The sequence below is a fragment of the Nocardioides flavescens genome (assembly GCF_009823805.1).
In the GTDB taxonomy this organism is placed as follows: domain Bacteria; phylum Actinomycetota; class Actinomycetes; order Propionibacteriales; family Nocardioidaceae; genus Nocardioides; species Nocardioides flavescens.
In genome coordinates this window covers 1-20,190 of record NZ_WUEK01000003.1, presented here as the reverse complement: position 1 = coordinate 20,190, position 20,190 = coordinate 1, and the positions used below count along the sequence as shown (strand labels likewise).

Annotated in this window: 20 protein-coding genes; 9 read left to right on the top strand and 11 right to left on the bottom strand. The window is 73.6% G+C overall.

Annotated elements, in window-relative coordinates; translation table 11 throughout:
• Positions 1 to 35: 35 nt before the first annotated feature.
• Complete coding sequence (locus GRQ65_RS05190) at positions 36 to 1,589, bottom strand: carboxyl transferase domain-containing protein (protein ID WP_439331845.1); 1,554 nt, start codon at positions 1,587 to 1,589, stop codon at positions 36 to 38.
• Positions 1,590 to 1,717: 128 nt separating this feature from the next.
• On the opposite strand from GRQ65_RS05190, the gene GRQ65_RS05185 reads away from it, so the two are divergent.
• From GRQ65_RS05185 to GRQ65_RS05170, 4 genes are read left to right on the top strand one after another with little or no spacing between them, the layout of a single operon-like run.
• A complete protein-coding gene (locus tag GRQ65_RS05185) occupies positions 1,718 to 2,377 on the top strand; it encodes a hypothetical protein (protein ID WP_160875913.1) in 660 nt (219 codons plus the stop codon).
• A gap of 58 nt (positions 2,378 to 2,435) precedes the next feature.
• Positions 2,436 to 2,825 carry a thioredoxin gene (gene trxA / locus GRQ65_RS05180; protein WP_160875911.1) on the top strand — a complete coding sequence of 130 codons (390 nt, stop codon included), beginning with the start codon at positions 2,436 to 2,438 and terminating at the stop codon, positions 2,823 to 2,825.
• 31 nt (positions 2,826 to 2,856) lie between these two features.
• Positions 2,857 to 3,423 carry an SACE_7040 family transcriptional regulator gene (locus tag GRQ65_RS05175; protein ID WP_160875909.1) on the top strand — a complete coding sequence of 189 codons (567 nt, stop codon included), beginning with the start codon at positions 2,857 to 2,859 and terminating at the stop codon, positions 3,421 to 3,423.
• A gap of 4 nt (positions 3,424 to 3,427) precedes the next feature.
• Positions 3,428 to 4,126: a peptidoglycan-binding domain-containing protein gene (locus GRQ65_RS05170; RefSeq protein WP_160875907.1), complete on the top strand. Its 699-nt coding sequence runs from the start codon at positions 3,428 to 3,430 to the stop codon at positions 4,124 to 4,126.
• An 85-nt stretch (positions 4,127 to 4,211) separates the two neighbouring features.
• On the opposite strand, the gene GRQ65_RS23820 is transcribed toward GRQ65_RS05170, so the two are convergent.
• Positions 4,212 to 4,883: an SWIM zinc finger family protein gene (locus GRQ65_RS23820; protein WP_337191502.1), complete on the bottom strand. Its 672-nt coding sequence runs from the start codon at positions 4,881 to 4,883 to the stop codon at positions 4,212 to 4,214.
• Between the two features lie 7 nt (positions 4,884 to 4,890).
• A complete protein-coding gene (locus GRQ65_RS05160) occupies positions 4,891 to 7,686 on the bottom strand; it encodes an SNF2-related protein (protein ID WP_160875905.1) in 2,796 nt (931 codons plus the stop codon).
• Positions 7,687 to 7,755: 69 nt separating this feature from the next.
• Between GRQ65_RS05160 and GRQ65_RS05155 the strand changes: the two genes are divergently transcribed.
• Positions 7,756 to 8,244, top strand: a complete 489-nt coding sequence (locus GRQ65_RS05155; protein ID WP_160875903.1) for a glutathione peroxidase — start codon at positions 7,756 to 7,758, stop codon at positions 8,242 to 8,244.
• Here the strand turns inward: GRQ65_RS05155 and GRQ65_RS24265 are convergent.
• The 6 genes from GRQ65_RS24265 to GRQ65_RS05125 form a co-directional block, all read right to left on the bottom strand.
• Positions 8,234 to 8,449 (bottom strand): DUF1272 domain-containing protein, encoded by a 216-nt coding sequence (locus GRQ65_RS24265; protein WP_160875901.1) that lies wholly within the window; start codon positions 8,447 to 8,449, stop codon positions 8,234 to 8,236. The two genes, GRQ65_RS05155 and GRQ65_RS24265, sit on opposite strands and share 11 nt — an antisense overlap.
• 284 nt (positions 8,450 to 8,733) lie before the next feature.
• Complete coding sequence (locus tag GRQ65_RS05145; RefSeq protein ID WP_160875899.1) at positions 8,734 to 9,096, bottom strand: DUF4440 domain-containing protein; 363 nt, start codon at positions 9,094 to 9,096, stop codon at positions 8,734 to 8,736.
• Between the two features lie 8 nt (positions 9,097 to 9,104).
• Positions 9,105 to 9,989, bottom strand: coding sequence for an NAD(P)-dependent oxidoreductase (locus GRQ65_RS05140; protein WP_272917576.1), 885 nt, complete (start codon positions 9,987 to 9,989; stop codon positions 9,105 to 9,107).
• 1 nt (position 9,990) lies between these two features.
• Positions 9,991 to 12,096 carry a DEAD/DEAH box helicase gene (locus tag GRQ65_RS05135; RefSeq protein ID WP_160875895.1) on the bottom strand — a complete coding sequence of 702 codons (2,106 nt, stop codon included), beginning with the start codon at positions 12,094 to 12,096 and terminating at the stop codon, positions 9,991 to 9,993.
• Between the two features lie 131 nt (positions 12,097 to 12,227).
• Entirely contained in the window at positions 12,228 to 12,905 is a 678-nt protein-coding gene (locus tag GRQ65_RS05130) for a hypothetical protein (RefSeq protein WP_160875893.1), read from the bottom strand.
• Positions 12,906 to 12,965: 60 nt separating this feature from the next.
• Positions 12,966 to 13,145 carry a hypothetical protein gene (locus GRQ65_RS05125; protein WP_160875891.1) on the bottom strand — a complete coding sequence of 60 codons (180 nt, stop codon included), beginning with the start codon at positions 13,143 to 13,145 and terminating at the stop codon, positions 12,966 to 12,968.
• A 101-nt stretch (positions 13,146 to 13,246) separates the two neighbouring features.
• Here GRQ65_RS05125 and GRQ65_RS05120 point away from each other — a divergent pair, with 101 nt between their 5' ends.
• Together GRQ65_RS05120 and GRQ65_RS23815 are read left to right on the top strand one after the other, a co-directional pair.
• Complete coding sequence (locus tag GRQ65_RS05120) at positions 13,247 to 13,930, top strand: winged helix-turn-helix domain-containing protein (RefSeq protein WP_160875889.1); 684 nt, start codon at positions 13,247 to 13,249, stop codon at positions 13,928 to 13,930.
• Positions 13,927 to 15,357 carry an ATP-binding protein gene (locus GRQ65_RS23815; RefSeq protein WP_202387661.1) on the top strand — a complete coding sequence of 477 codons (1,431 nt, stop codon included), beginning with the start codon at positions 13,927 to 13,929 and terminating at the stop codon, positions 15,355 to 15,357. The genes GRQ65_RS05120 and GRQ65_RS23815 overlap by 4 nt, the downstream gene beginning before the upstream one ends.
• Before the next feature lie 117 nt (positions 15,358 to 15,474).
• On the opposite strand, the gene GRQ65_RS05110 is transcribed toward GRQ65_RS23815, so the two are convergent.
• Entirely contained in the window at positions 15,475 to 17,439 is a 1,965-nt protein-coding gene (locus GRQ65_RS05110; protein ID WP_160875887.1) for a M13-type metalloendopeptidase, read from the bottom strand.
• 164 nt (positions 17,440 to 17,603) lie between these two features.
• Positions 17,604 to 18,047 (bottom strand): OsmC family protein, encoded by a 444-nt coding sequence (locus tag GRQ65_RS05105; RefSeq protein WP_160875885.1) that lies wholly within the window; start codon positions 18,045 to 18,047, stop codon positions 17,604 to 17,606.
• A gap of 66 nt (positions 18,048 to 18,113) precedes the next feature.
• Here GRQ65_RS05105 and GRQ65_RS05100 point away from each other — a divergent pair, with 66 nt between their 5' ends.
• Positions 18,114 to 18,590, top strand: coding sequence for a MarR family transcriptional regulator (locus GRQ65_RS05100; protein WP_202387660.1), 477 nt, complete (start codon positions 18,114 to 18,116; stop codon positions 18,588 to 18,590).
• A gap of 47 nt (positions 18,591 to 18,637) precedes the next feature.
• Entirely contained in the window at positions 18,638 to 20,056 is a 1,419-nt protein-coding gene (locus GRQ65_RS05095; RefSeq protein WP_160875883.1) for a hypothetical protein, read from the top strand.
• The last annotated feature ends 134 nt before the right edge of the window (positions 20,057 to 20,190 follow it).

Below are 20,190 nucleotides of genomic sequence, written 5' to 3'. Positions count from 1 at the left end.
GTGGAGCCCAGGCTCCTGCGTCGCGGGCTCCACGGTCACATCCGGAACACGCCGTACGACGGCGCGGGGGTCGGGGCGTGCGCGGCGGCCGCGAGGCCCATGCCGAGCACGCGGCGGGTGTCGACGGGGTCGATGACGCCGTCGTCCCACAGGCGGGCGGTGGAGTAGTAGGGCGAGCCCTGGGTCTCGTACTGCCCGCGGATCGGCGCCTTGAACTCCTCGACCGGGGTCGGGTCGTCGGGGCGGCGCACCTCGGCGAGCACCGCCGCGGCCTGCTCGCCGCCCATGACGGAGATGCGCGCGTTGGGCCACATCCACAGGAACCGCGGGTCGTAGGCGCGCCCGCACATGCCGTAGTTGCCGGCGCCGAAGGAGCCGCCGATGACGACGGTGAACTTCGGGACCACCGAGCAGGCGACCGCGGTGACGAGCTTGGCGCCGTCGCGGGCGATGCCGTTGTTCTCGTACTCGCGCCCGACCATGAAGCCCGAGATGTTCTGCAGAAAGACCAGCGGGATGCCGCGCTGGTTGCACAGCTCGATGAAGTGCGCGCCCTTGAGCGCCGACTCGCCGAACAGGATGCCGTTGTTGGCGACGATGCCGACCTGGTGGCCCCAGATCCGCGCGAAGCCGCAGACCAGCGTCTCGGCGTACAGCTGCTTGAACTCGTGGAACCGGCTGCCGTCGACGATGCGACGGATCACCTCGCGCACGTCGTACGGCGTGCGCGTGTCGCTCGGCACCACGTCGTAGAGGCCCTCGGGGTCCTCGCGCGGCTCCTCGACCTCGGCCACGCCGCTGGTTGAGGAAGGACGAAGTCCTGTCTCGAAACCAGGTGCCGGCAGCGTGTCCACGATGCTCCGCACGATGGCAAGCGCGTGGGCGTCGTCCTCGGCGAGGTGGTCGACGACGCCGGAGGTGCGGGCGTGCACGTCGCCGCCGCCCAGCTCCTCGGCGGTGACGACCTCGCCGGTCGCGGCCTTCACCAGCGGCGGGCCGCCGAGGAAGATGGTGCCCTGCTCACGCACGATGACGGTCTCGTCGCTCATCGCCGGCACGTAGGCCCCGCCGGCGGTGCACGAGCCCATGACGCTGGCGATCTGCGGGATGCGCTGCGCCGACAGGTTGGCCTGGTTGAAGAAGATCCGGCCGAAGTGCTCGCGGTCGGGGAAGACCTCGTCCTGCATCGGCAGGAACGCGCCGCCCGAGTCGACGAGGTAGACGCACGGCAGCCGGTTCTCGGCGGCGACGGTCTGGGCGCGCAGGTGCTTCTTCACCGTCATCGGGTAGTAGGTGCCGCCCTTGACGGTGGCGTCGTTGGCGACGACGACGACCTCGCGCCCGTGCACCCGGCCGATGCCGGTGACGATGCCCGCCGAGGCCACTCCCCCGCCGTACATGTCGTAGGCCGCGAGCGGGCTCAGCTCGAGGAACGGGCTGCCGGGGTCGAGCAGCCGGTCGACCCGGTCGCGCACCAGGAGCTTGCCGCGGGCGGTGTGCTTGTCGCGCGCCGCCGAGGAGCCGCCCTGGCGGACGACGGCGAGCCGCTCGCGGAGCTCGGCGACGAGGTCGCGCATGTCGTGGGCCACACCGGTGAGGTTAACGATCGTTAACCTCACCGACAAGCGCGGGCCGTCCATGACGCGTTCGGGTCATGTCGAGAGCCCCCGCCCCGGCGCACGCTCGGAGTCCACCGTCACCGACCCAGGAGCCCGCCGTGCCCGCCTCGCTCACCAGCCGCTTCGCCGCCGCCACGTCCGTCCTCGCCCTCGCCGTCGCGACCGGCGGCAGCAGCTACGCCGCCGTCAAGATCGGCACCAAGCAGCTGAAGAACAACGCCGTCACCTCGCAGAAGATCAAGAACGACGCCGTCACCGGCGCTGACGTCCTGGAGTCCTCGCTGGCCAAGGTGCCGAGCGCGGGCACCGCAGATTCGGCCACCACGGCCGGCAAGGCGACGACCGCCGACAACGCGGCCAGCGCCGGCTCGGTCAACGGCATGAAACTCACCAAGGTGGCCTACCGCGGGACGCCCAACACCGGCGCACGCGTGCTCTTCCAGGACCAGGGGCTGACCATCACCGCCTCCTGCTCGGCCGCCACCGACACCACGCTGAGTGCCACGTCGTCGGTGCCGAACGCATCCATCTACGCCGCCGCGGCTCCCGACAACAGCTACGCGAACCCCCTCGGCAACGACCTCGAGAGCGGCGGCTTCGACCCCGGGGTGACCTTCGACCTGCTCGTCGGAGGGAGCGGCAACACCGACCTCATCACGTTCGCCTTCGACACCCCCGCGGGCGCAGTGGTCACCGGGACGCTGTCGGCCGACGAGGCCGACGACTGCGTCGTCGCCGGAACAGTGGTCTCCGGCTGACGCCCGTACGCCGATGGGCGGCCGGGAATCCCCCGGCCGCCCGGCTCGTTGACCCCCCATGAGCGCGATCACGCTGACCGCTGAGAACTTCGAGCAGACCGTCACCACGAGCGACGTGGTGCTGGTCGACTTCTGGGCCGCCTGGTGCGGTCCGTGCCGGCAGTTCGCGCCGGTCTACGAGGCGGCCTCGGAGAAGCACACCGACATCGTGTTCGGCAGCATCGACACCGAGGCCGAGCAGAGCCTGGCCCAGGCCGCCGGCATCACCTCGATCCCGACGCTGATGGCGTTCCGCGAGGGCGTGCTCGTCTTCAGCCAGGCCGGTGCGCTGCCCGCACCGGCGCTCGAGGAGCTCATCACCGCGGTCAAGGGCCTCGACATGGACGAGGTCCACGCCCAGGTCGCAGCCCAGCGCGCTGGCTCGGCCGAGCCCGGCGCGGACTCCTGAGCGAGCCGCGGATCGCCGTACCCTGGCGGGCGTGACGACCGACGCCCTGCCGACGCGCCGCGAGCAGATCCTCGCGACCGCGGCGGAGCTGTTCGCCACCCGGGGCTACCACGGCGTCTCGGTCGCCGACATCGGCGCGGCGTGCGGGATCTCGGGTCCGGCGCTCTACAAGCACTTCGCGTCGAAGGACGCCGTCCTCGCCGAGATGCTCGTCGAGATCAGCGAGCGCCTGCTGTCCGTCGGCCGCTCCCGCTCGGCCGCGGCCCCGGACGCCCGCACCGCGCTGCGCGCCCTGGTCGACTGGCACGTGTCGTTCGCGCTGGCCGACCGGGCCCTCATCGTCGTGCAGGACCGCGACTGGGAGTCGCTGCCGCCCGCCGCCCGCGAGCAGGTGCGCACCCTGCAGCGGGCCTACGTCGACCTGTGGGCCACCCGGCTGCGCGAGCTCCACGACGACCTGCCGCTCGACTCGGCGCGCGCGATGGCGCACGCGGCGTTCGGCCTGATCAACTCCACCCCCCACAGCGGACTGCTGCCCGGCCACCGCATGCACGCACTGCTCTCGCAGATGGCCGAGCGCGCCCTCGGGACGGCCTGAGCGCATGCGCCTGCGACTCGTCGCACCGCTCGTCGCCGGGCTGCTCGGCATCGTCGGCGGGGTGACGACCGCCGTCGTCACCGCCGCGCCCGAGGACCCGCTCGGGCTCGGCGTCGCCCTGCGCGACGTCTCGTGCACCGGCCAGGCCGTGAGCGTGCTCGCTTCCGGGGCGTCGGTCGCCGGGCTGCGCAACGCCGTGGTCAACGCGAGCGCGGCCAACGGACCGGTGCATTACCTGCGCACCGCCGACAGCTGCGCCACGTCGTGGACCGGCGACAACTCCAGTGCGACGGCTGCCGGCGAGCGCCCCGACTACGTCGTCTACCAGGGCCCCTACGCGACTCCGCGCGAGCCGTGCGGGACCCGGATGAAGGGCGCGGCCCGCCGCGGCGGCGTCGTCCTGCTCCGGGAGGGCGCCGAGGTCGTGCAGTGCCTCTGCGAGCTGCCCGACACGGACGGGCCGGAGCTGTCGGTCGGGACGGAGGAGACGGCCGAGTCCCGGGCCTGGGTGCGTCTGCTCCAGGTCATGCTCAACGACGAGGACCCCGAGGACTTCCCCCGCAGGGCGATCACCGGCGAGTACGACGCGACCACCGCCGCCGTGGTCTCGACGTACCAGGACCGCGCCCCGGGCCAGGTGACCGAGGACGGTGTCGTCGACACGACCACCTGGCGCATCCTCGCCGGCCGGCTCTGCTCCTGACCGAGCCCCCACCGCCCGCTTGTAACGCGGAGTTGGAGACTGTTCCGACCCGTTGCGACGGGTCGGGACCACCGCCAACTCCGCGTTACAGCGGAGGGAGGTCGCCGAGCATCGCCTCGGCGCGGAGGGCGGCGTCGGCGGCGAGGTCGAGGTCGACCTCGCCGGGGTCGGCCGGGGCGAGGTCGGGACCGGGGGCCGAGCCGCGGTCGTGGAGCCGGGCGAGCAGGTCGTCGCGGGGCAGTCCGCGCAGGTGCAGCAGGACCAGCGGGTCGGCCTCGAGCAGCCAGGCGAGCTGGTAGAGCACGGCCAGCGCGTGGGGGCACGGATCGGCCCAGAAGCCGCAGGTGCAGGTCGAGCCCAGCTCGCCGCCGTACGGCAGCAGCTCGACGCCGGCCTCCTCGGCGTGCTCGACCAGGGTGTGCGGCAGGTCGCCGGCGAGCAGCGCGGCGACGCGCCCGGTCTCGGCAGCGACCGTCTCCACCAGCGCCTCGCACGCCGCGTCGTCCAGCACGGGCACGCTGCCCTGCACCGCCCACAGGCCGTCCTCGTCCTCGACCGCGGCGACGAACCCACCGACCGCGACCCGGATCTGGCCGATCCGCCCCGACCGGGCCAGCGCCCGGGCGCGCTGGGCGTCGCCCGCGGTGTAGGCCGCCTCCTCCACCGCCCGCACCCAGGCCTTGCCCCACCAACGCGAGGCGCGGGCAGCCCCGCGGCGCTCGGGGAAGCGCGGGTGCACGACCACCGCGCCGTTCACAGGCCCGTCACCGCCGGTCGGCCCCGGAACGGCGTGCGTCCTCGCGGCGCAGCGTGACCAGGTCGCGCAGCTCGTCGTCGCCGAGCTCGGTCAGCGCGGCCTCGCCGCGCCCCAGGACGGCGTCGGCCAGCGAGCGCTTGCGCTCGAGCAGCTCGGCGACCTTCGCCTCGATCGTGCCGGTGGTGACGAGGCGGTGCACCTGCACCGGCTTGGTCTGCCCGATCCGGTAGGCCCGGTCGGTCGCCTGCTCCTCGACGGCGGGGTTCCACCAGCGGTCGTAGTGGACGACGTGGTCGGCCCGGGTGAGGTTGAGCCCGGTGCCGCCGGCCTTGAGGGAGAGGAGGAAGACCGGCACCCCGCCCTCCTCGGGGCCGGCCTGGAACCTCGCCACCATCGCCTCCCGCTCGGCGACCGGGGTGCCGCCGTGCAGCAGCTGGTGCGGCACGCCCTGGCGCTCCAGGTGGGCGGCGATGAGCCGCGCCATGGCGACGTACTGCGTGAAGACCAGCGCCGCGCCGCCCTCGGCGAGGACGGTGGCGAGGAGCTCGTCGACGAGCTCGAGCTTCTCCGAGCGACCGCCGAGCCGCACCGCGCCCGACTGCTTGAGGAACTGCGCCGGGTGGTTGCAGATCTGCTTGAGCCCGGTGAGCAGCGCGAGCACGAGTCCGCGCCGGGTGACCTGGTCGTCGGGGGCCGCGCGCTCGATCCGGGCCATCGTGTCGCGCACGAACGACTCGTAGAGCACGACCTGCTCGCGCGTGAGGCCGAGTGGGTGGTCAGTGACCGTCTTGGGCGGCAGCTCGGGGGCGATGCCCGGGTCGGACTTGCGCCGGCGCAGCAGGAACGGGCCGATGAGGTCGGCGAACTGACGCGTCCTGGCCTCGTGCACGCCCGCCTCGATCGGGCTGGCCCACACCCGGCGGAAGGCCTGCCGGCTGCCGAGCAGCCCGGGGATGACCCAGTCGAGGATCGACCAGAGCTCGGTCAGGTCGTTCTCGACCGGGGTGCCGGTGAGCGCGACCCGCACGCCGCTGTCGATCCTGCGCAGCGCCCGGGCGGTCGAGGAGCGGGCGTTCTTGACGTGCTGGGCCTCGTCGGCGACCACCAGGCCCCACGGCACGGCGGCGAGCTGTTCGTGACTGACCCGCATGGTGCCGTACGTCGTCAGGACGAAGCCCCCGTCGACCCCATCGTCGACCCCACCGTCGACCCCGTGCCCGACCTCCTCGAGCGAGCGCGCCGCGCCGTGGAAGCGGCGTACGCCGACGCCGGGGGCGAAGCGCCGGATCTCGGCCTCCCAGTTGCCGAGCAGGCTGGCCGGGCAGACGACGAGCGTGGGGCCGGTGCGGCCGGCCGCCTGGCGGTGCAGGTGGAGCGCGATCAGGGTGACGGTCTTGCCGAGCCCCATGTCGTCGGCCAGGCACGCACCGAGGCCGTGCGAGGTCAGCTCGACCAGCCAGGTGAGGCCCTGGCGCTGGTAGTCGCGCAGCTCGGCCCGCAGGCCCGCCGGCGTCTCGACCGGTGCCTGCGTCGCGGCGCCGAGCAGCTGCTCGCGCACCTGGAGCAGGGAGGCGCCCAGCACTACCTGCTCCTCGGCGGGGGCGTCGGCCGTGCCGAGCTGGACGGTGCCGGTGAGGGCCGCCGCGACCGCCTGCACGGGCTCGACGGTGCGGATGACGCGCTTGCGCGCCTTGCGCGCGAGCGCCGGGTCGACGACGGTCCAGTTGCCGCGCAGGCGCAGCAGGGGCGCCGCGGAGGAGGCGAGCTGCTCCATCTCCTCCTCGGTCAGCGGTTCGCCGTGCACCGCGAGCTGCCAACGGAAGCTGAACAGCTCCTGCTCGCCGAACACGCCGGTGCGCAACTGAGCCTCCCGGGCGGTGCCCGGGGCGGCCCGGTCCAGGACGGTGGTGGCGGTGAGGTCGCGGCCGAGGCTGCGCGGCCACAGCACATCGACGCCGACCCGCTGCAGCGCTTCCAGCCCGCCGTCGAGCAGGCTCTCGAGCTCGTCGCCGTCGAGGGTGATCTGGTCGGGCACCCGCAGCTCGAGCAGCCGGTCGAGCACCGGCCACGCCTCGGCCGCGCCGCGCAGCGCGATCGCCGCATGGGTGCGGGCCCGCTCACCGAAGCCGTGGGCCGCCGCGTCCTCGTCGGCCCACAGCAGCGCCGCGTCGCACAGGTGGAGCGGGTCCTGCTCGTCGTGGACCTGCAGGACCAGGCGCACCGCGCCCGCCAGCAGCTCCTCCTCGTCGGCCTCGACCCGCAGCGAGATGCGCACCAGCTGCGGCAGCCCGCGCTCGCGCTCCTCCCGGGCCGCCTGCTCGCGGTAGCGCGCCAGCCGGCCCTTCAGCCGCTGCTCGAACCCCTCGGCGGGCGCCGCCTGGCTCGTCGTGGGAGCGGCCCGCGGCACGCAGTCGGCCACGGCGTCGAGCACGCGGCGTACGAGCTCCTCGGCCTGCGCGGCGTCGACGCCGTCATAGGTCCGCGAGCCGGCCAGCGCCCGCACCCGCTCCTCGTCGTCGTCCGGGAGCGGCCCCATCCGCCAGCTCGCAGGCGCCTCCTCGGTGGCGGGTCGAGGCGCGATGCGACCGGCCGCCACCAGCCGCAGCCCGAGCAGCGCGGCGCCCGACAGCAGCCCCACGCTGGGGTGCAGGTCGGGACGGGACAGCGCCTTGGTGAGCACCGGCAGGGCCGAGCGGATGGGCAGCTCGACGCGGCGCCGGTCGTCGCTGAACTCCACCACGGCGTCCCGGGGCGGCTCGGCGGGCCGGAACGTCGCGGCTCCGGTCACCGGCACGAAGCTCACGGCCCCGAAACTAGCCCGCGCCTCCGACACCCCCCTCCTCCACGACGAGCGCTCACTACGATCGAGCGGGTGAGCATCCTCGACGCACCGATCGCCCGCCTCGACGGGACCGCCAGCACCCTGGGCGAGATCACCGGCGGCCGTCCCGCCCTGCTCGTCAACGTCGCCAGCAGGTGCGGACTGACCCCGCAGTACGCCGGGCTCGAGGAGCTCCACGAGGCCCACGCCGGCGCCGGCTTCACCGTCGTCGGCCTGCCGTGCAACCAGTTCGCGGGCCAGGAGCCCGGCTCCGCCGAAGAGATCCAGGAGTTCTGCTCCGCAACCTACGGCGTGACCTTCCCGATGACGGAGAAGATCGACGTCAACGGCGAGGACCGCCACCCCGTCTACGCCGAGCTCGTCGACACCCCCGACGAGGAGGGTCGCACCGGCGACATCTCGTGGAACTTCGAGAAGTTCCTCGTCGACGCCTCCGGGTCGGTCGTCGCCCGCTTCTCCCCGCGCGTCGAGCCGAGCGACCCGCGGCTGGTCGAGGCCGTGGAGCGCGTCACGGCCTGACGCAGGCGGCTCGCACCACCCGGCGCGTCGACGCAGGGTCGGTCAGGAGGGCGGCGGCCGGGCGGACCGGTCGCCGCACCAGCTCGCCCCCGCAGTTGGGGCAGGTCCCGCCGAGCACAGAGGTCGCGCACTCGCGGCACCAGGTGCACTCGTAGCTGCAGATCAGCACGTCCGGCGAGGACGGGTCCAGGAGGCTGCTGATCAATGGGGGTGGATGTCAGCGTCGTCCCGGTGCGTGCACGAGTGGTGCCGACGAGGGAGCCGTGCCGGAGGCACGGCGACCGAGTAGAAACCGCTCGGGTGCGTGCTGGGGCGGGGCTGACACCGCCCCTTGCCATTGATCAGCAGCCTCCTGGGTCTCGGTCGCAGCACTCGCAGTTGGGTCAGAGCTCCAGCACGGGACCAGCGTGACCGTCCGAGCCGCCGCCGACCAGGCGTGATCCGGTCGGAGAGCGTCGATGTCCGGCCAGGAGGCCGACAGGGCGGAGCTCAGGGGAGGAGGGTGCCCTGGTGGTGGACCTGCTGCCAGCGACCGTCGCGCCAGCACCACAGCGACGTGCGTCGCGCCCGTCGACCGGCGCGGTGGGAGTCCCACGAGACCAGGACGACGCCCGGCGCGATCGCGCGACCCTCGAGGTCGAGCACCTCGATCTCACCCGCGTCGTGGGCGGCGGCCTCCTCGCGCAGGAGCCCGAGGGCGGAGGCACGGTCCCACCGCCGGCCGGACGCGCCGACCTCGAGGAAGTCGTCCGCGAGCAGCTCGTCGGCCCGGACCGGATCGGTCCGGCAGGCACGCGACTGCAGCTCGCGCTCGAGCCGGAGGACCTCCTCGACGTCGTCGGCGGGGGCCACGGGCCCGCTCAGAACGCCGAGCGCACGGCCGCCATGTCCTCGCTGCCGTGACCGGCCTCGGCTGCCTCGTCGTAGGCGCCCTTGACCGCCTGCAGCAGGCGGGTGTCGACGCCGTGGCCCTCGGCGGCGGCAGTGATCAGCCCGAGGTCCTTGCGCACGCCGTCGACGTCGAAGGCGACGCTGTCGTCGTCGCTGGTCATCCAGCCGGCCTTGATCGCGACGTAGGGCGCGTCGACGGCGCTGCCGCTGACCGCGTCGACGAACAGCTGCGGGTCGAGCCCGAGGCCCTCGGCGAGCGCGACGGACTGCCCGATCGCTGCGGTGATCGAGCCGACCCAGGCGTTGCAGACCAGCTTGAGCCGGCTGGCGGCCCCGACCTCGTCACCGACCCAGACCGTGCGGGCGCCGACCGCCTTGAAGACCGGGTCGGCCACCCGTCGCAGGCTCGGGTCACCGCTGGCCAGGACGGTGAGCTTGCCCTGCTCGGCCGGGCCGCGGGTGCCGAGCACCGGCGCGTCGAGGAGCCCGACGCCGAGCCGGTCCGCCACCTCGGCGACGCGGGAGATGTCGAGGCCGACGGTGCTCGACTGCACCACGACGGTCTCCTCGCCGAAGCCCGCGGCAGCCTGCTCGAGCACTTCGACCACGGAGTCGGCGTCGAAGAGCACGACGAGCACGACGTCGGCGCCGCGCGCCGCCTCGGCGGGGTCGGCGGCGACGACGGCGCCGTCGTCGGCGAGCGGCTTCGCCTTGTCCTCGCTGCGGTTCCACACACGTACGTCGTGCTCGTGCGCCATCAGCTGACGCGCCATCGCGGCACCGATCTTGCCCGTGCCCAGCACTGCCACCGTCGTCATGGCCTCCCGGTATCCCGTGGGCGCGCGTTTCCGCAGGTCACGACTGCACCGCGAGCGTCAGAGGCAGCACCGCCGCGGCCCCGGCCTGACGGATCGCCCTGGCGGCCAGGGTCAAGGTCCAGCCGGTGACCACCTGGTCGTCGACGAGCAGCACTCGCGCGCCCGGTTCGATGTCGGCCTGCAGGGAGGAACGGCGCCCGGCGGCCGCGACGCGCTGGGCGGAGTTCATCGCTCCCTGGCCGGGCGCGACGTCAGGGTCGACGATCGCCCAGTGGCCCACGACGGGCACGCCGAGACGGCGCGACAGGCCCTGGGCGAGGTCCTCGGTGAGGGTGGGACGCGACAGCGACTCGACGACGACGATGGCGTCGACGGAGGGTTGCCAGTCGTCGAGCACGGTCAGCACCGCCCGCACCAGCGGGACCGGCACCGGCCCGTCGGGCGCGTCCGGCCGCAGCAGCGCGCGCAGCGCCTGGCCGTGGCCGAGGTCGGTCAGCCGGGCGATCGCCCGGCCCTCCTCGGCGCCCTCGCCGATCTTGCCCTTGAGGTCGATGCCCATCGTGGGCAGCGCCGTGGGCCACATCTTGCGTGGCTCGATCGCCACCCCCGGCCGGGCCAGCCTGGCCCCGGCCTCCTCGACGGCCGCCTCGGAGACGCTGGTGTCGAGCTGCAGGCCCCCGCAGTTGTCGCAGCGACCGCAGTCGGTCGCCTCGGGGTCGTCGAGCTGCTCGCGGAGGTAGCGCATCCGGCACCGGTCGGTCGCGAGGTAGTCGAGCATCGCCTGCTGTTCGCGCTCGCGGGCCTGCTTGACGCGCTCGTAGCGCTCGGCGTCGTAGCTCCACGGGCGCCCCGTGGCCTCCCAGCCGCCCTTGATGCGGCGTACGGCGCCGTCGACGTCGAGCACCTTCAGCATCTGCTCGAGCCGCGAGCGACCGAGCTCGACGCGGGTCTCCAGGGCCGGGGTGCCGAGCGGTCCCTCGGTGGCGAGGACGTCGAGGGTCTGGCGCACCTGGTCCTCGGGCGGGAAGGACAGCGAGCCGAAGTAGGCCCAGATGTCGCGGTCCTCGGTGGCCGGGAGCAGCACGACGGTGGCGCCCTTGGGAGGGAGGTTGCTGCCGCGACCGGCGCGGCCGACCTGCTGGTAGTAGGCCACCGGGGACTGCGGGGCGCCCATGTTGACGACGAAGCCGAGGGTCGCGTCGAAGCCCATCCCGAGGGCGCTGGTCGCGATCAGGGCCTTGATCCGGCCAGCGGCGAGCGCCTCCTCTAGCGCGAGCCGCTCGGTCTGCTCGGTCTGGCCGGAATAGGCAGCGACGTCGTGGCCACGGGAGCGGAGGTAGTCGGCGATCTCCTGGGTGGCCGCGACCGTCAGGCAGTAGACGATGCCCGAGCCCGGCTGCTCGGACAGGTGGTCGGCCAACCAGGCGAGGCGCTGCTCGGCGGTGCGGAGCCGGACCACGCCCAGGCGCAGCGACTCGCGGTCGAGGCTGCCGCGCAGCACGAGGACGTCGCGGCCGAGCTGCTCGGCGACGTCGTCGGTCACCCGCTGGTTGGCGGTAGCCGTCGTCGCGAGGACCGGTATGCCGTCGGGGAGCTCGCCGAGCAGGGTGCGCAGGCGGCGGTAGTCGGGACGGAAGTCGTGACCCCAGTCGGAGATGCAGTGGGCCTCGTCGACGACCAGCAGTCCGCAGGTGGCGGCGAGACGGGGCAGGACCTCGTCGCGGAAGCCGGGGTTGTTGAGCCGCTCGGGACTGACCAGCAGGACGTCGACCTCGCCGTTGCGGATCGACTCGTGGATCGGGTCCCACGACTCGCTGTTGGTGGAGTTGATCGTGACCGCGCGGATGCCGGCCCGCTCGGCCGCGGCGATCTGGTTGCGCATCAGCGCGAGGAGCGGGCTCACGATGACCGTGGGACCCGCGCCCTGCTCGCGCAGCAGCAGCGTGGCCACGAAGTAGACCGCGGACTTGCCCCAGCCGGTGCGCTGCACCACCAGCGCCCGGCGCCGCTCGACGGCCAGCGCCTCGATCGCGCGCCACTGGTCGTCGCGGAGCCGGACGTCGTCGCCGCCTGCGGGCCCGACCAGGGCGCGCAGGTGCGCCTCGGCCGCCTCGCGGACGTCGGTGGTGGGTGCGGTGCTCACACGTCGTGTCTACCAGCGCTCACCGACGTCCGGTCCTGGCTCTCCACAGGCACCGCCGCCGGCACCGCGCAACGGAGCGCCGCGGGACCGGCACGCCCCCCAGACGTGCCGGTCCCGCTCTCACGCCTCGGTCAGCTGGCCGACGGCGCGGCCGGAGCGGACGGCGCCGCTGGCGGAGCCGGGGTCTCGCCGTTCTCGCCGGCCGCGGGCGGGGCGGGCGGGGTCGGGGCGTCGCCCTTCTCGCCCTTCTCGCCCTTGTCCCCAGAGGCGGGCGGGGCGGGCGGCGTCGGGGCGCCGCCCTTGTCACCATTGTCGCCGGCGGCCGGCGGCGCCGGAGGGGTCGGAGCCGTTCCGTCGGCGGCCGTGCCGTCCTCGCCCGCGGCGGGCGGGGCGACCGGGCCGGGGCCGCAGGCGGGTCCGCCCGCGGGGCCCGCCGGTCCGCCGGCGGGAGCGCCGGCCGCGGGGCCCTCGGGCGCCGGGGCGCCCGACTCCGGTGCGGCGGGGGCGGCGGGGGCGTCGGCGTCCGTGCTGGGCGCATCGGTCGGTGCGGCCGGGGTCGAGGCCGACGGGGCCGACGGGGCCGAGGTGCTGCCCTGGTCGGACGGCCCGCCGCCGGCCAGCGCGGGCACCGCGGTGGCGGCGATGACGCCGGCGAGCGCACCGGCGGCGAGGCCCATCACCAGGGTGCGGCGCGGTCGACGGCGCTCGGGGGCCGGCGACGCGGCGCCGAACGCCTCGAGGCGCTGGGTCGGCTCGGCCACCTCGTGGCGCACCGGCTGGATGGGCTGGGTGTCGTCGTGCTCGGTCATGTCGTTCTCCTTCTCGGGTGGTTCAGATGTGGTTTCAGGTGGGTGGTGCGGGTGGGTGGGTCAGGGACGGCCCGGGCCTGGACTGCCCGGCGTGAGCAGGTCCGCAGCGCCGCTCAGCAGCTGCGCGACGGTCGCGCTCAGGCCGTGGAGCCCGGCCTCGAGCCCCGTGCCGGGGCCCGTGGGCCAGACGACGGCGCCGACGAGGACGCCGAGGGCGAAGACGATGAGTGTTCGGGCCATGACCACGACGTTGGCCAGCGGACCTGAAGACCACCTCAAGGACGGGCCCCGGAGCGTCGTTCTTGAGGTGCTCTTCAGGTCCGGGCCGCGAGAATCGAGTCGTGAGCAACCCCGCGAGCAAGGCGCGCATCCTCGTGGTCGAGGACGACGAGACCATCCGCGAGAGCGTCGCGGCCGCGTTGCGCGACGCGGGCTGGACCGTGCAGGCCGTCGAGGACGGTGAGGAGCTCGAGGCACAGCTCCGCTCGTTCCGGCCCCACCTCGTCGTGCTCGACTGGATGCTGCCGGGGCGCGCCGGGCCGACGCTGGCCCGCGTGGTGCGCAGCGAGTCGAGCGCGGCCGTCGTCATGCTCACCGCGCGCGAGGCGGTCGAGGACCGGCTGCAGGGCTTCGACGCAGGCGTCGACGACTACGTCGCCAAGCCGTTCGTGATGGCCGAGCTCGTCGCCCGCCTGCGCGCCCTGCTGCGACGCATCGGCGCGGTGCCCGCCGTGATCGAGGTCGGCGACCTCGTCGTCGACGAGCAGGGCGCCGTCGCGATGCGCGCGGGCACGCGGCTCGAGCTGACCGCCACCGAGTTCCGGCTGCTGCTGCACCTGGCCCACCACCGCGACCGCGTGCTGTCCTCGGCACAGCTCCTGAGCCAGGTCTGGGGCTACGACGAGTACGCCGACAACCTCGTGCAGGTCCACATCTCCGCGCTGCGCCGCAAGCTCGAGGCGCAGGGCCCGCGGCTCATCCACACCGAACGCGGTCTCGGCTACGTCCTGCGGGCGCCGTCGTGAGCGCGGGTCCGTCGGAGCAGCTGCGCACGCCGTCGCTCCGCCTGCGCGTCACGTGGATGTCGCTCGCCCTGCTGGCGGCGATGCTGCTGGTGCTGGCCGTCGTCCTCGACCTGGTGCTCGCCTCCCGTCTCGAGGGTCAGCTGCGCGACCGACTCCTCGACCGTGCGGGGGTCGCGACGATCCTGGTCGACCGGGTCGAGACCCGCGAGCTCGCCCAGCAGCTCGAGGGCGAGGGCATCGCGGTGCGGGTGACGACCACCGACGGCACGACGTACGCCGCGGGCCGGCTGCCGCGCGACCCGCAGCAGACGAGCACCACCACCACCGATGCGCCGGCACCGCCCGGTCCGGCGGACGGTCCGGCCGGCCCCGCCGGCGGCCCGGGCCCGAAGGACGCCGACATCGTCGACGCAGGGGCGTTCCTCACCGTGTCCGAGACGTTGAGCGACGGCACGCAGGTGCAGCTGTACGCCGACCGCGGTCAGATCGACGACACCCTCGGCCAGGTCCGCTTCGCGATGGTGGTGAGCGCCCTGGTCGTGCTGCTGGCGACCGCGCTCGCCCTGTGGCCCGTGGTCGGTGCGGCGCTGGCCCCGCTGCGGCGGATCACCGGCGTGGCGCGGGCGATCACCGCGGGCGACCGCGGCCGGCGGCTGCGACCGGACCGACCCGGCACCGAGCTCGGCCGCACCGCGGCGGCGTTCGACGACATGCTCGACGGACTGGAGGGCGCCGAGGGGCGGGCGCTGGCCAGCGAGGCGCGGCTGCGCGACTTCGTCTCCGACGCCGCCCACGAGCTGCGCACCCCCGTCACCGGGATGCGCTCGACCAGCGAGCACCTGCTGCGCGCCGACCCGCCCCGCGAGGAGCGCGAGCGCCTGCTCATCTCGCTGGTCCGCGAGGCCGACCGGGCCGGTCGTCTGGTCGAGGACCTGCTGCTGATGGCCCGCATCGACCGCGGCCTCGAGCTGAGCCGTGCCCCCGTGCACACCGCCGAGCTGGTCGCCGAGTGCGTCACCCCGCGCGAGGTCGCGCGCCCCGAGCTCACGATCCTCGTCCGCGGCGAGGACGCGGTCGTCGACGGCGACCGCCACCAGCTCGCCCAGGTGCTGGCCAACCTCGTGGACAACGCCGACCAGGCCACCGGCGGCCGCGGCCGGGTCGTCCTCACCACGACTCTCGAGCTGGGGTCCGTGGTGATCGAGGTCGAGGACGACGGTCCGGGCGTGCCCGAGGCCGACCGCGAGCGGATCTTCGAGCGGCTCACCCGCCTCGACGACGCCCGCGAACGCCGCTCCGGCGGGGTCGGGCTCGGCCTCGCCATCGCGCGCGGCATCGCCCGGGCGCACGGCGGCGACCTGACGTGCCACCAGGCACGTCGGGGCAGCGGTGCGCGGTTCAGGCTGGTGCTGCCGGCAGGTGGGTGAGCGGGACGGTCAGCGCAGGTGGTTTCGAGACGGTCGCCAGCGCGACCTCCTCAACCACCGTTGTCGGTGGTTGAGGAAGGACGAAGTCCTGTCTCGGAACCACGACCACCGACGCGGTCACCAGATGCGGACGCGCTGCTCCGGGTCGAGCCAGAGACCGTCGCCCTCGGCGGTGCCGAAGACCTCGTGGAACTCGTCGAGGTTGCGCACGATGTTGGCGCGGAACTCCGGCGGGCTGTGCGGGTCGACGGTGAGGTACTGCTGGGCGAGCTCGAGGCGCCGCTTGGTGCGCCAGCAGTAGGCCCAGTTCATGAACAGCCGGCGCCGCGCGTCCTCGTCGGCGCTCCCGCCCTGGGAGATCAGGTAGGCCTGGTGGCCGATGGTGAGGCCACCGAGGTCGCCGATGTTCTCACCGACGGTGAGCTCGCCGTTGACGTGCTCACCGGGCAGGTCGCGCGGCTCGAACGCGGCGTACTGCTCGATGAGCGCACGCGACTTCACCTCGAACGCCGCCTTGTCCTCGGGCGTCCACCAGTCGTTGAGGTTGCCGGCGCCGTCGTACTGCGCGCCCTGGTCGTCGAAGCCGTGACCGATCTCGTGGCCGATGACCGCGCCGATGCCGCCGTAGTTCTCGCACCCGTCGGCGTCGGGGCTGAAGAACGGCGGTTGCAGGATGCCGGCCGGGAAGCAGATCTCGTTGGTGCCGGGGTTGTAGTAGGCGTTGACGGTCTGCGGGAGCATGAACCACTCGTCGCGGTCGACCGGCGAGCCGATCTTGGCGAGCTGTCGGTCGGTCTCGAACGCCGAGGACGCCGCGACGTTGCCGAGCAGGTCGTCGGGGCGCACCTGCAGGTCGGAGTAGTCGCGGAACCTCTCGGGGTAGCCGATCTTGGGGCGGAACGTCGCGAGCTTGTCGTAGGCCCGCTGCTTGGTCTCCTCGGTCATCCAGTCGAGCCGGCTGATCGACGTGCGGTAGGCCGCCAGCAGGTTGGCGACGAGCTCGTCCATCAGCGCCTTGGAGCTCGGCGGGAAGTGGCGGGCGACGTACTCCTTGCCGAGCGCCTCGCCGAGGGCGCCCTCGACCAGCGAGACGCCGCGCTTCCAGCGCGCGCGCAGCTCGGGGGTGCCGGACAGGGTGCGGCCGTAGAAGTCGAAGTTGGCCTCGACGAACTCGTCGGTGAGGTAGGCCGCGGTGCTGCGCAGCACCCGGGTGGTCAGCCAGGTGCGCCAGTCCTCGATGGAGACCTCGCCGAGCACGGTCGAGAGGTGCTCGAAGTAGGACGGCTGGCGCACGCAGCTCTCGGCCAGCAGCGCCGAGGCCTCGTGGGTCGAGCCACTGAGGTTGGTGACGTAGACGTCCCAGTCGAAGCCGGGGCACAGCTCGCGCAGCGCGTCGTACGTCGTGAGGTTGTAGGTGCGCTGCACGTCGCGGGTCTCGGCGCGCTCCCAGTGGCCCCGGGCGATCCGGGTGTCGATGCGCAGCACGGTCTGCGCGCCGGCCTCGGGGTCCTCCCCGCCGGCGAGGCGCAGCATCGTGGCGAGGTAGGCGACGTAGGCCTCGCGGATCGCCGCGAACTTGTCGTCGCGGTAGTAGGACTCGTCGGGCAGCCCGAGGCCGCCCTGGGTGAGGTGGAAGAGGTAGCGGTCGCTGTCGCGGTCGTCGGTGTCGACGTAGGACCCGAAGAGCCCGTGCCCGCCGATGCGCTCGAACTCACCGAGGAACGCCGCGAGGTCGCGGGTGTCGCGCAGCGCGGCGACCGCGTCGAGGAGCGGGCGGATCGGGTCGGTGCCCAGGGCGGCGATGCGCTCGGTGTCCATGAAGGAGGCGTAGAGGTCGCCGACCTTCTGCGCCTCGGCGTCGAGCTCGTCGCCCGGGGCCGAGGCCTTCGCGGCGAGGTCCTCGATGATCTGGCGGACCTGCTCCTCGGCCACGTCGGCGAGCTGCACGAACGGGCCCCAGCTGGAGCGGTCGGAGGGGATCTCGGTCTGCTGGAGCCACGCGCCGTTGACGTGGCCGAAGAGGTCGTCCTGCGGCCGGACGTCAGGGTCCATGCCGGGGCGTGCGTCGTCGAGGATGCTCACCCCTCCGACCTTAGGTCGTGGCACCGACGGACGCGACGAGGCCCGGTCGCTCCCCCAGAGAGCGACCGGGCCTCGCCGTGGTGCCGCCGGTGTGGTGGACCCGTCCGGAACCGGTGCGGTGCCGGCTCCGGACGGGCCGTCTGTGGGTGACCCAGCGGGTGGGGTCAGCTCTCGAGCGCGGCGTCGAGGGTGATCTCGACACCGGTGAGGGCCTTGCTGACCGGGCAGCCGGCCTTCGCCTTCTCGGCGGCCTGCTGGAAGCCGGCCTCGTCGAGGCCCTCGACCTCACCGCGGACGGTGAGCTTGATCCCGGTCAGCTTGAAGCCGCCGTCGGCGGAGTCCGGACCGAGCGAGACGTCGGCCTGGACGTCGAGGGCCTGCGGGGTGCCCCCGGCCTCGGCGATGAAGGCGGAGAGCTGCATCGCGTAGCAGCTGGTGTGCGCCGCCGCGATCAGCTCCTCGGGGCTCGTCGCGCCGCCGGCCTCGTCGGCCGCGCGCTTCGGGAAGGAGACGTCGTAGGTGCCGACCTTCGAGCTGGTCAGCTCGACCTGGCCCGAACCCTCCTCGAGGGTGCCGTTCCAGGCGGTGCGGGCGGTGCGAGTGGGCATGTCGTGCTCCTTCGGATCGATTTCCCTTGTGCACAAAAGACTTGCACACAAGGTAACGTGGAACAAGTGGGAGACGCTGACGAGACGCAGGTCACCTCCGCCGAGCGCCGGGCGGCGGTGCTCGAGGACATGCTCTGCTTCGACCTCTACTCCCTGTCCCGCACGATCACGGGCCTCTACCGACCCGTCCTGGAGCCGCACGGACTGACCTATCCGCAGTACCTCGTGCTCGTCGTCCTCGCCCGGCAGGGCCGCTCCACCATCGGCGAGATCGGCCGGACGACCCGTCTGGACCACGGGACCCTGACGCCCCTGCTGCGGCGGATGGCCGACCGGGGGCTGCTCACCCTCGAGCGCAACCCGGTCGACCGCCGTTCGGTCGTCGTCGACCTCGCGACCCAGGGCGAGGCTCTGCGACCGGTGCTGCACGACGCCCAGTGCCGCATCGCCGACGCCCTCGGGATGACCGAGGACGAGCTGCGGACCCTCCAGGGGTCGCTCCAGCGGCTGGCCGACCACCTCGACGAGGTCCCCGCGCAATAGCGAGAACGGGCCATGCGCCGGCCCGGCACTGCGGCGACGCTGACAGGGTGACCCGTCGCGCCCTCGCCCTGACCGCTGCCGGAGCGGCCCTCGCCGCCGCTCTGCTCACCCCGACGGCGCAGGCGGCCCCACCGGCACCGGCCAAGCCCGGCAAGGGGCCCGCCTGGTCGACGCTCGTCGGCAGCGGCGTCACCACCATCACCGAGCCGGGGCTGCACCGCACTCCCGACGGCACCTTGCACGTCGCCGTCGCGACGCGCGACGCGGCCAACCAGAACAGCATCTCGGTCTCCCACGTCACCGCCGCCGGGACGTACGCCGGCACGAGCCCTGCGGTCGGTCCGTGGGCGTCGACCACGCTCGACCCCGACCTGGTCTCCGGGGTGGGCGGCAGCGGTCTGCGCCTGGTCTTCGGGGGGCTCCGCACGACGACCACCGGCGACGCCTACAGCGAGGGCTACCTCTACTCCGCGTCCGCCGACGACGCCGGCGCGGCCTGGGCGCTCGCGCCGAACACGGCACCCGTCGTCGGCAGCACGAGCGGCTACGGCTCCTACGGCACCGGCGTCACGACGATGCCCGACGGCAGCCTCGCGGCGGCGTACCCGCTCAACTCGACGATCACCTACCAGGTCGGCGCCGGCCCGGTGCAGAGCTTCACGGTGCCGGCCTGCTGCGCCTACGACATGAGTCTCGTGCAGCAGGACGGCGTGGTGTGGGCGTCGTGGTACGCCAACGGCAGCGCGGCGAGCGACCAGGGGGTCTTCGTGCGCCAGCTCTACCCGACGCTCGGCCCCACTCTCCAGGCCCCGGGGTCCGTGAGCGGCGGCAGCTCGCTCGCCGCCGACCAGGCGGTGGCGATGGTCGCACGGCCCGGCGGCGGCGTCTACGTCGCCTACAAGGTCGGCTACCCGACCGCGAAGTCCCTGGCCGTGTGGAAGGTCGGTGACCCCAGCGCCCGCACGGTGCCCGACTCGAAGGGCGCGTCGTACGTCGCGCTCTCGACCACCCCGGACGGGCGGCTGTGGGTGGCCTTCGACGGGGCCCGCAAGGAGGCGCGGGCGGTGCGGACCGACCCCTCGGCCACGACGTTCGGGGCGGTCCAGGAGCTGAAGGTGCCCGGCGAGCAGGTCTACGGCATCGCCGTCGACGGGGGCACCGGACGAGGCGACGTCGTCGTCAACACCGGCACGGCGGTCATCCACACCCAGGTCCTCGCCGGGCTCACCGTGCAGGCCAAGCCGGGCGCCCTCAAGGCGGGCCGCGCGGGACTGCTCAAGGTCACCGTCACCGATGCCGGTGACACGGTGAAGGGCTCCAAGGTCAAGGCCCGCGGCGCGAAGTGCACCACCAACGGCAAGGGCGTCTGCGTGCTGAGGCTCGGCAAGGCCCGCAAGGGCAAGGTCGTCGTGCTCGCCACCGCCAGCGGCTACGACGCCGGCAGCGACCTCGTAAAGGTCCGCTGACAGTCGGACGGTGGTCGAGGCAGTGGTTTCGAGACAGGACTTCGTCCTTCCTCAACCACCGTCGACCGGTGGTCGAGGAGGTCGCGCTAGCTGTTCCATCCACGGACGTTAGGTACGGCGTGCCGGCTGGACGA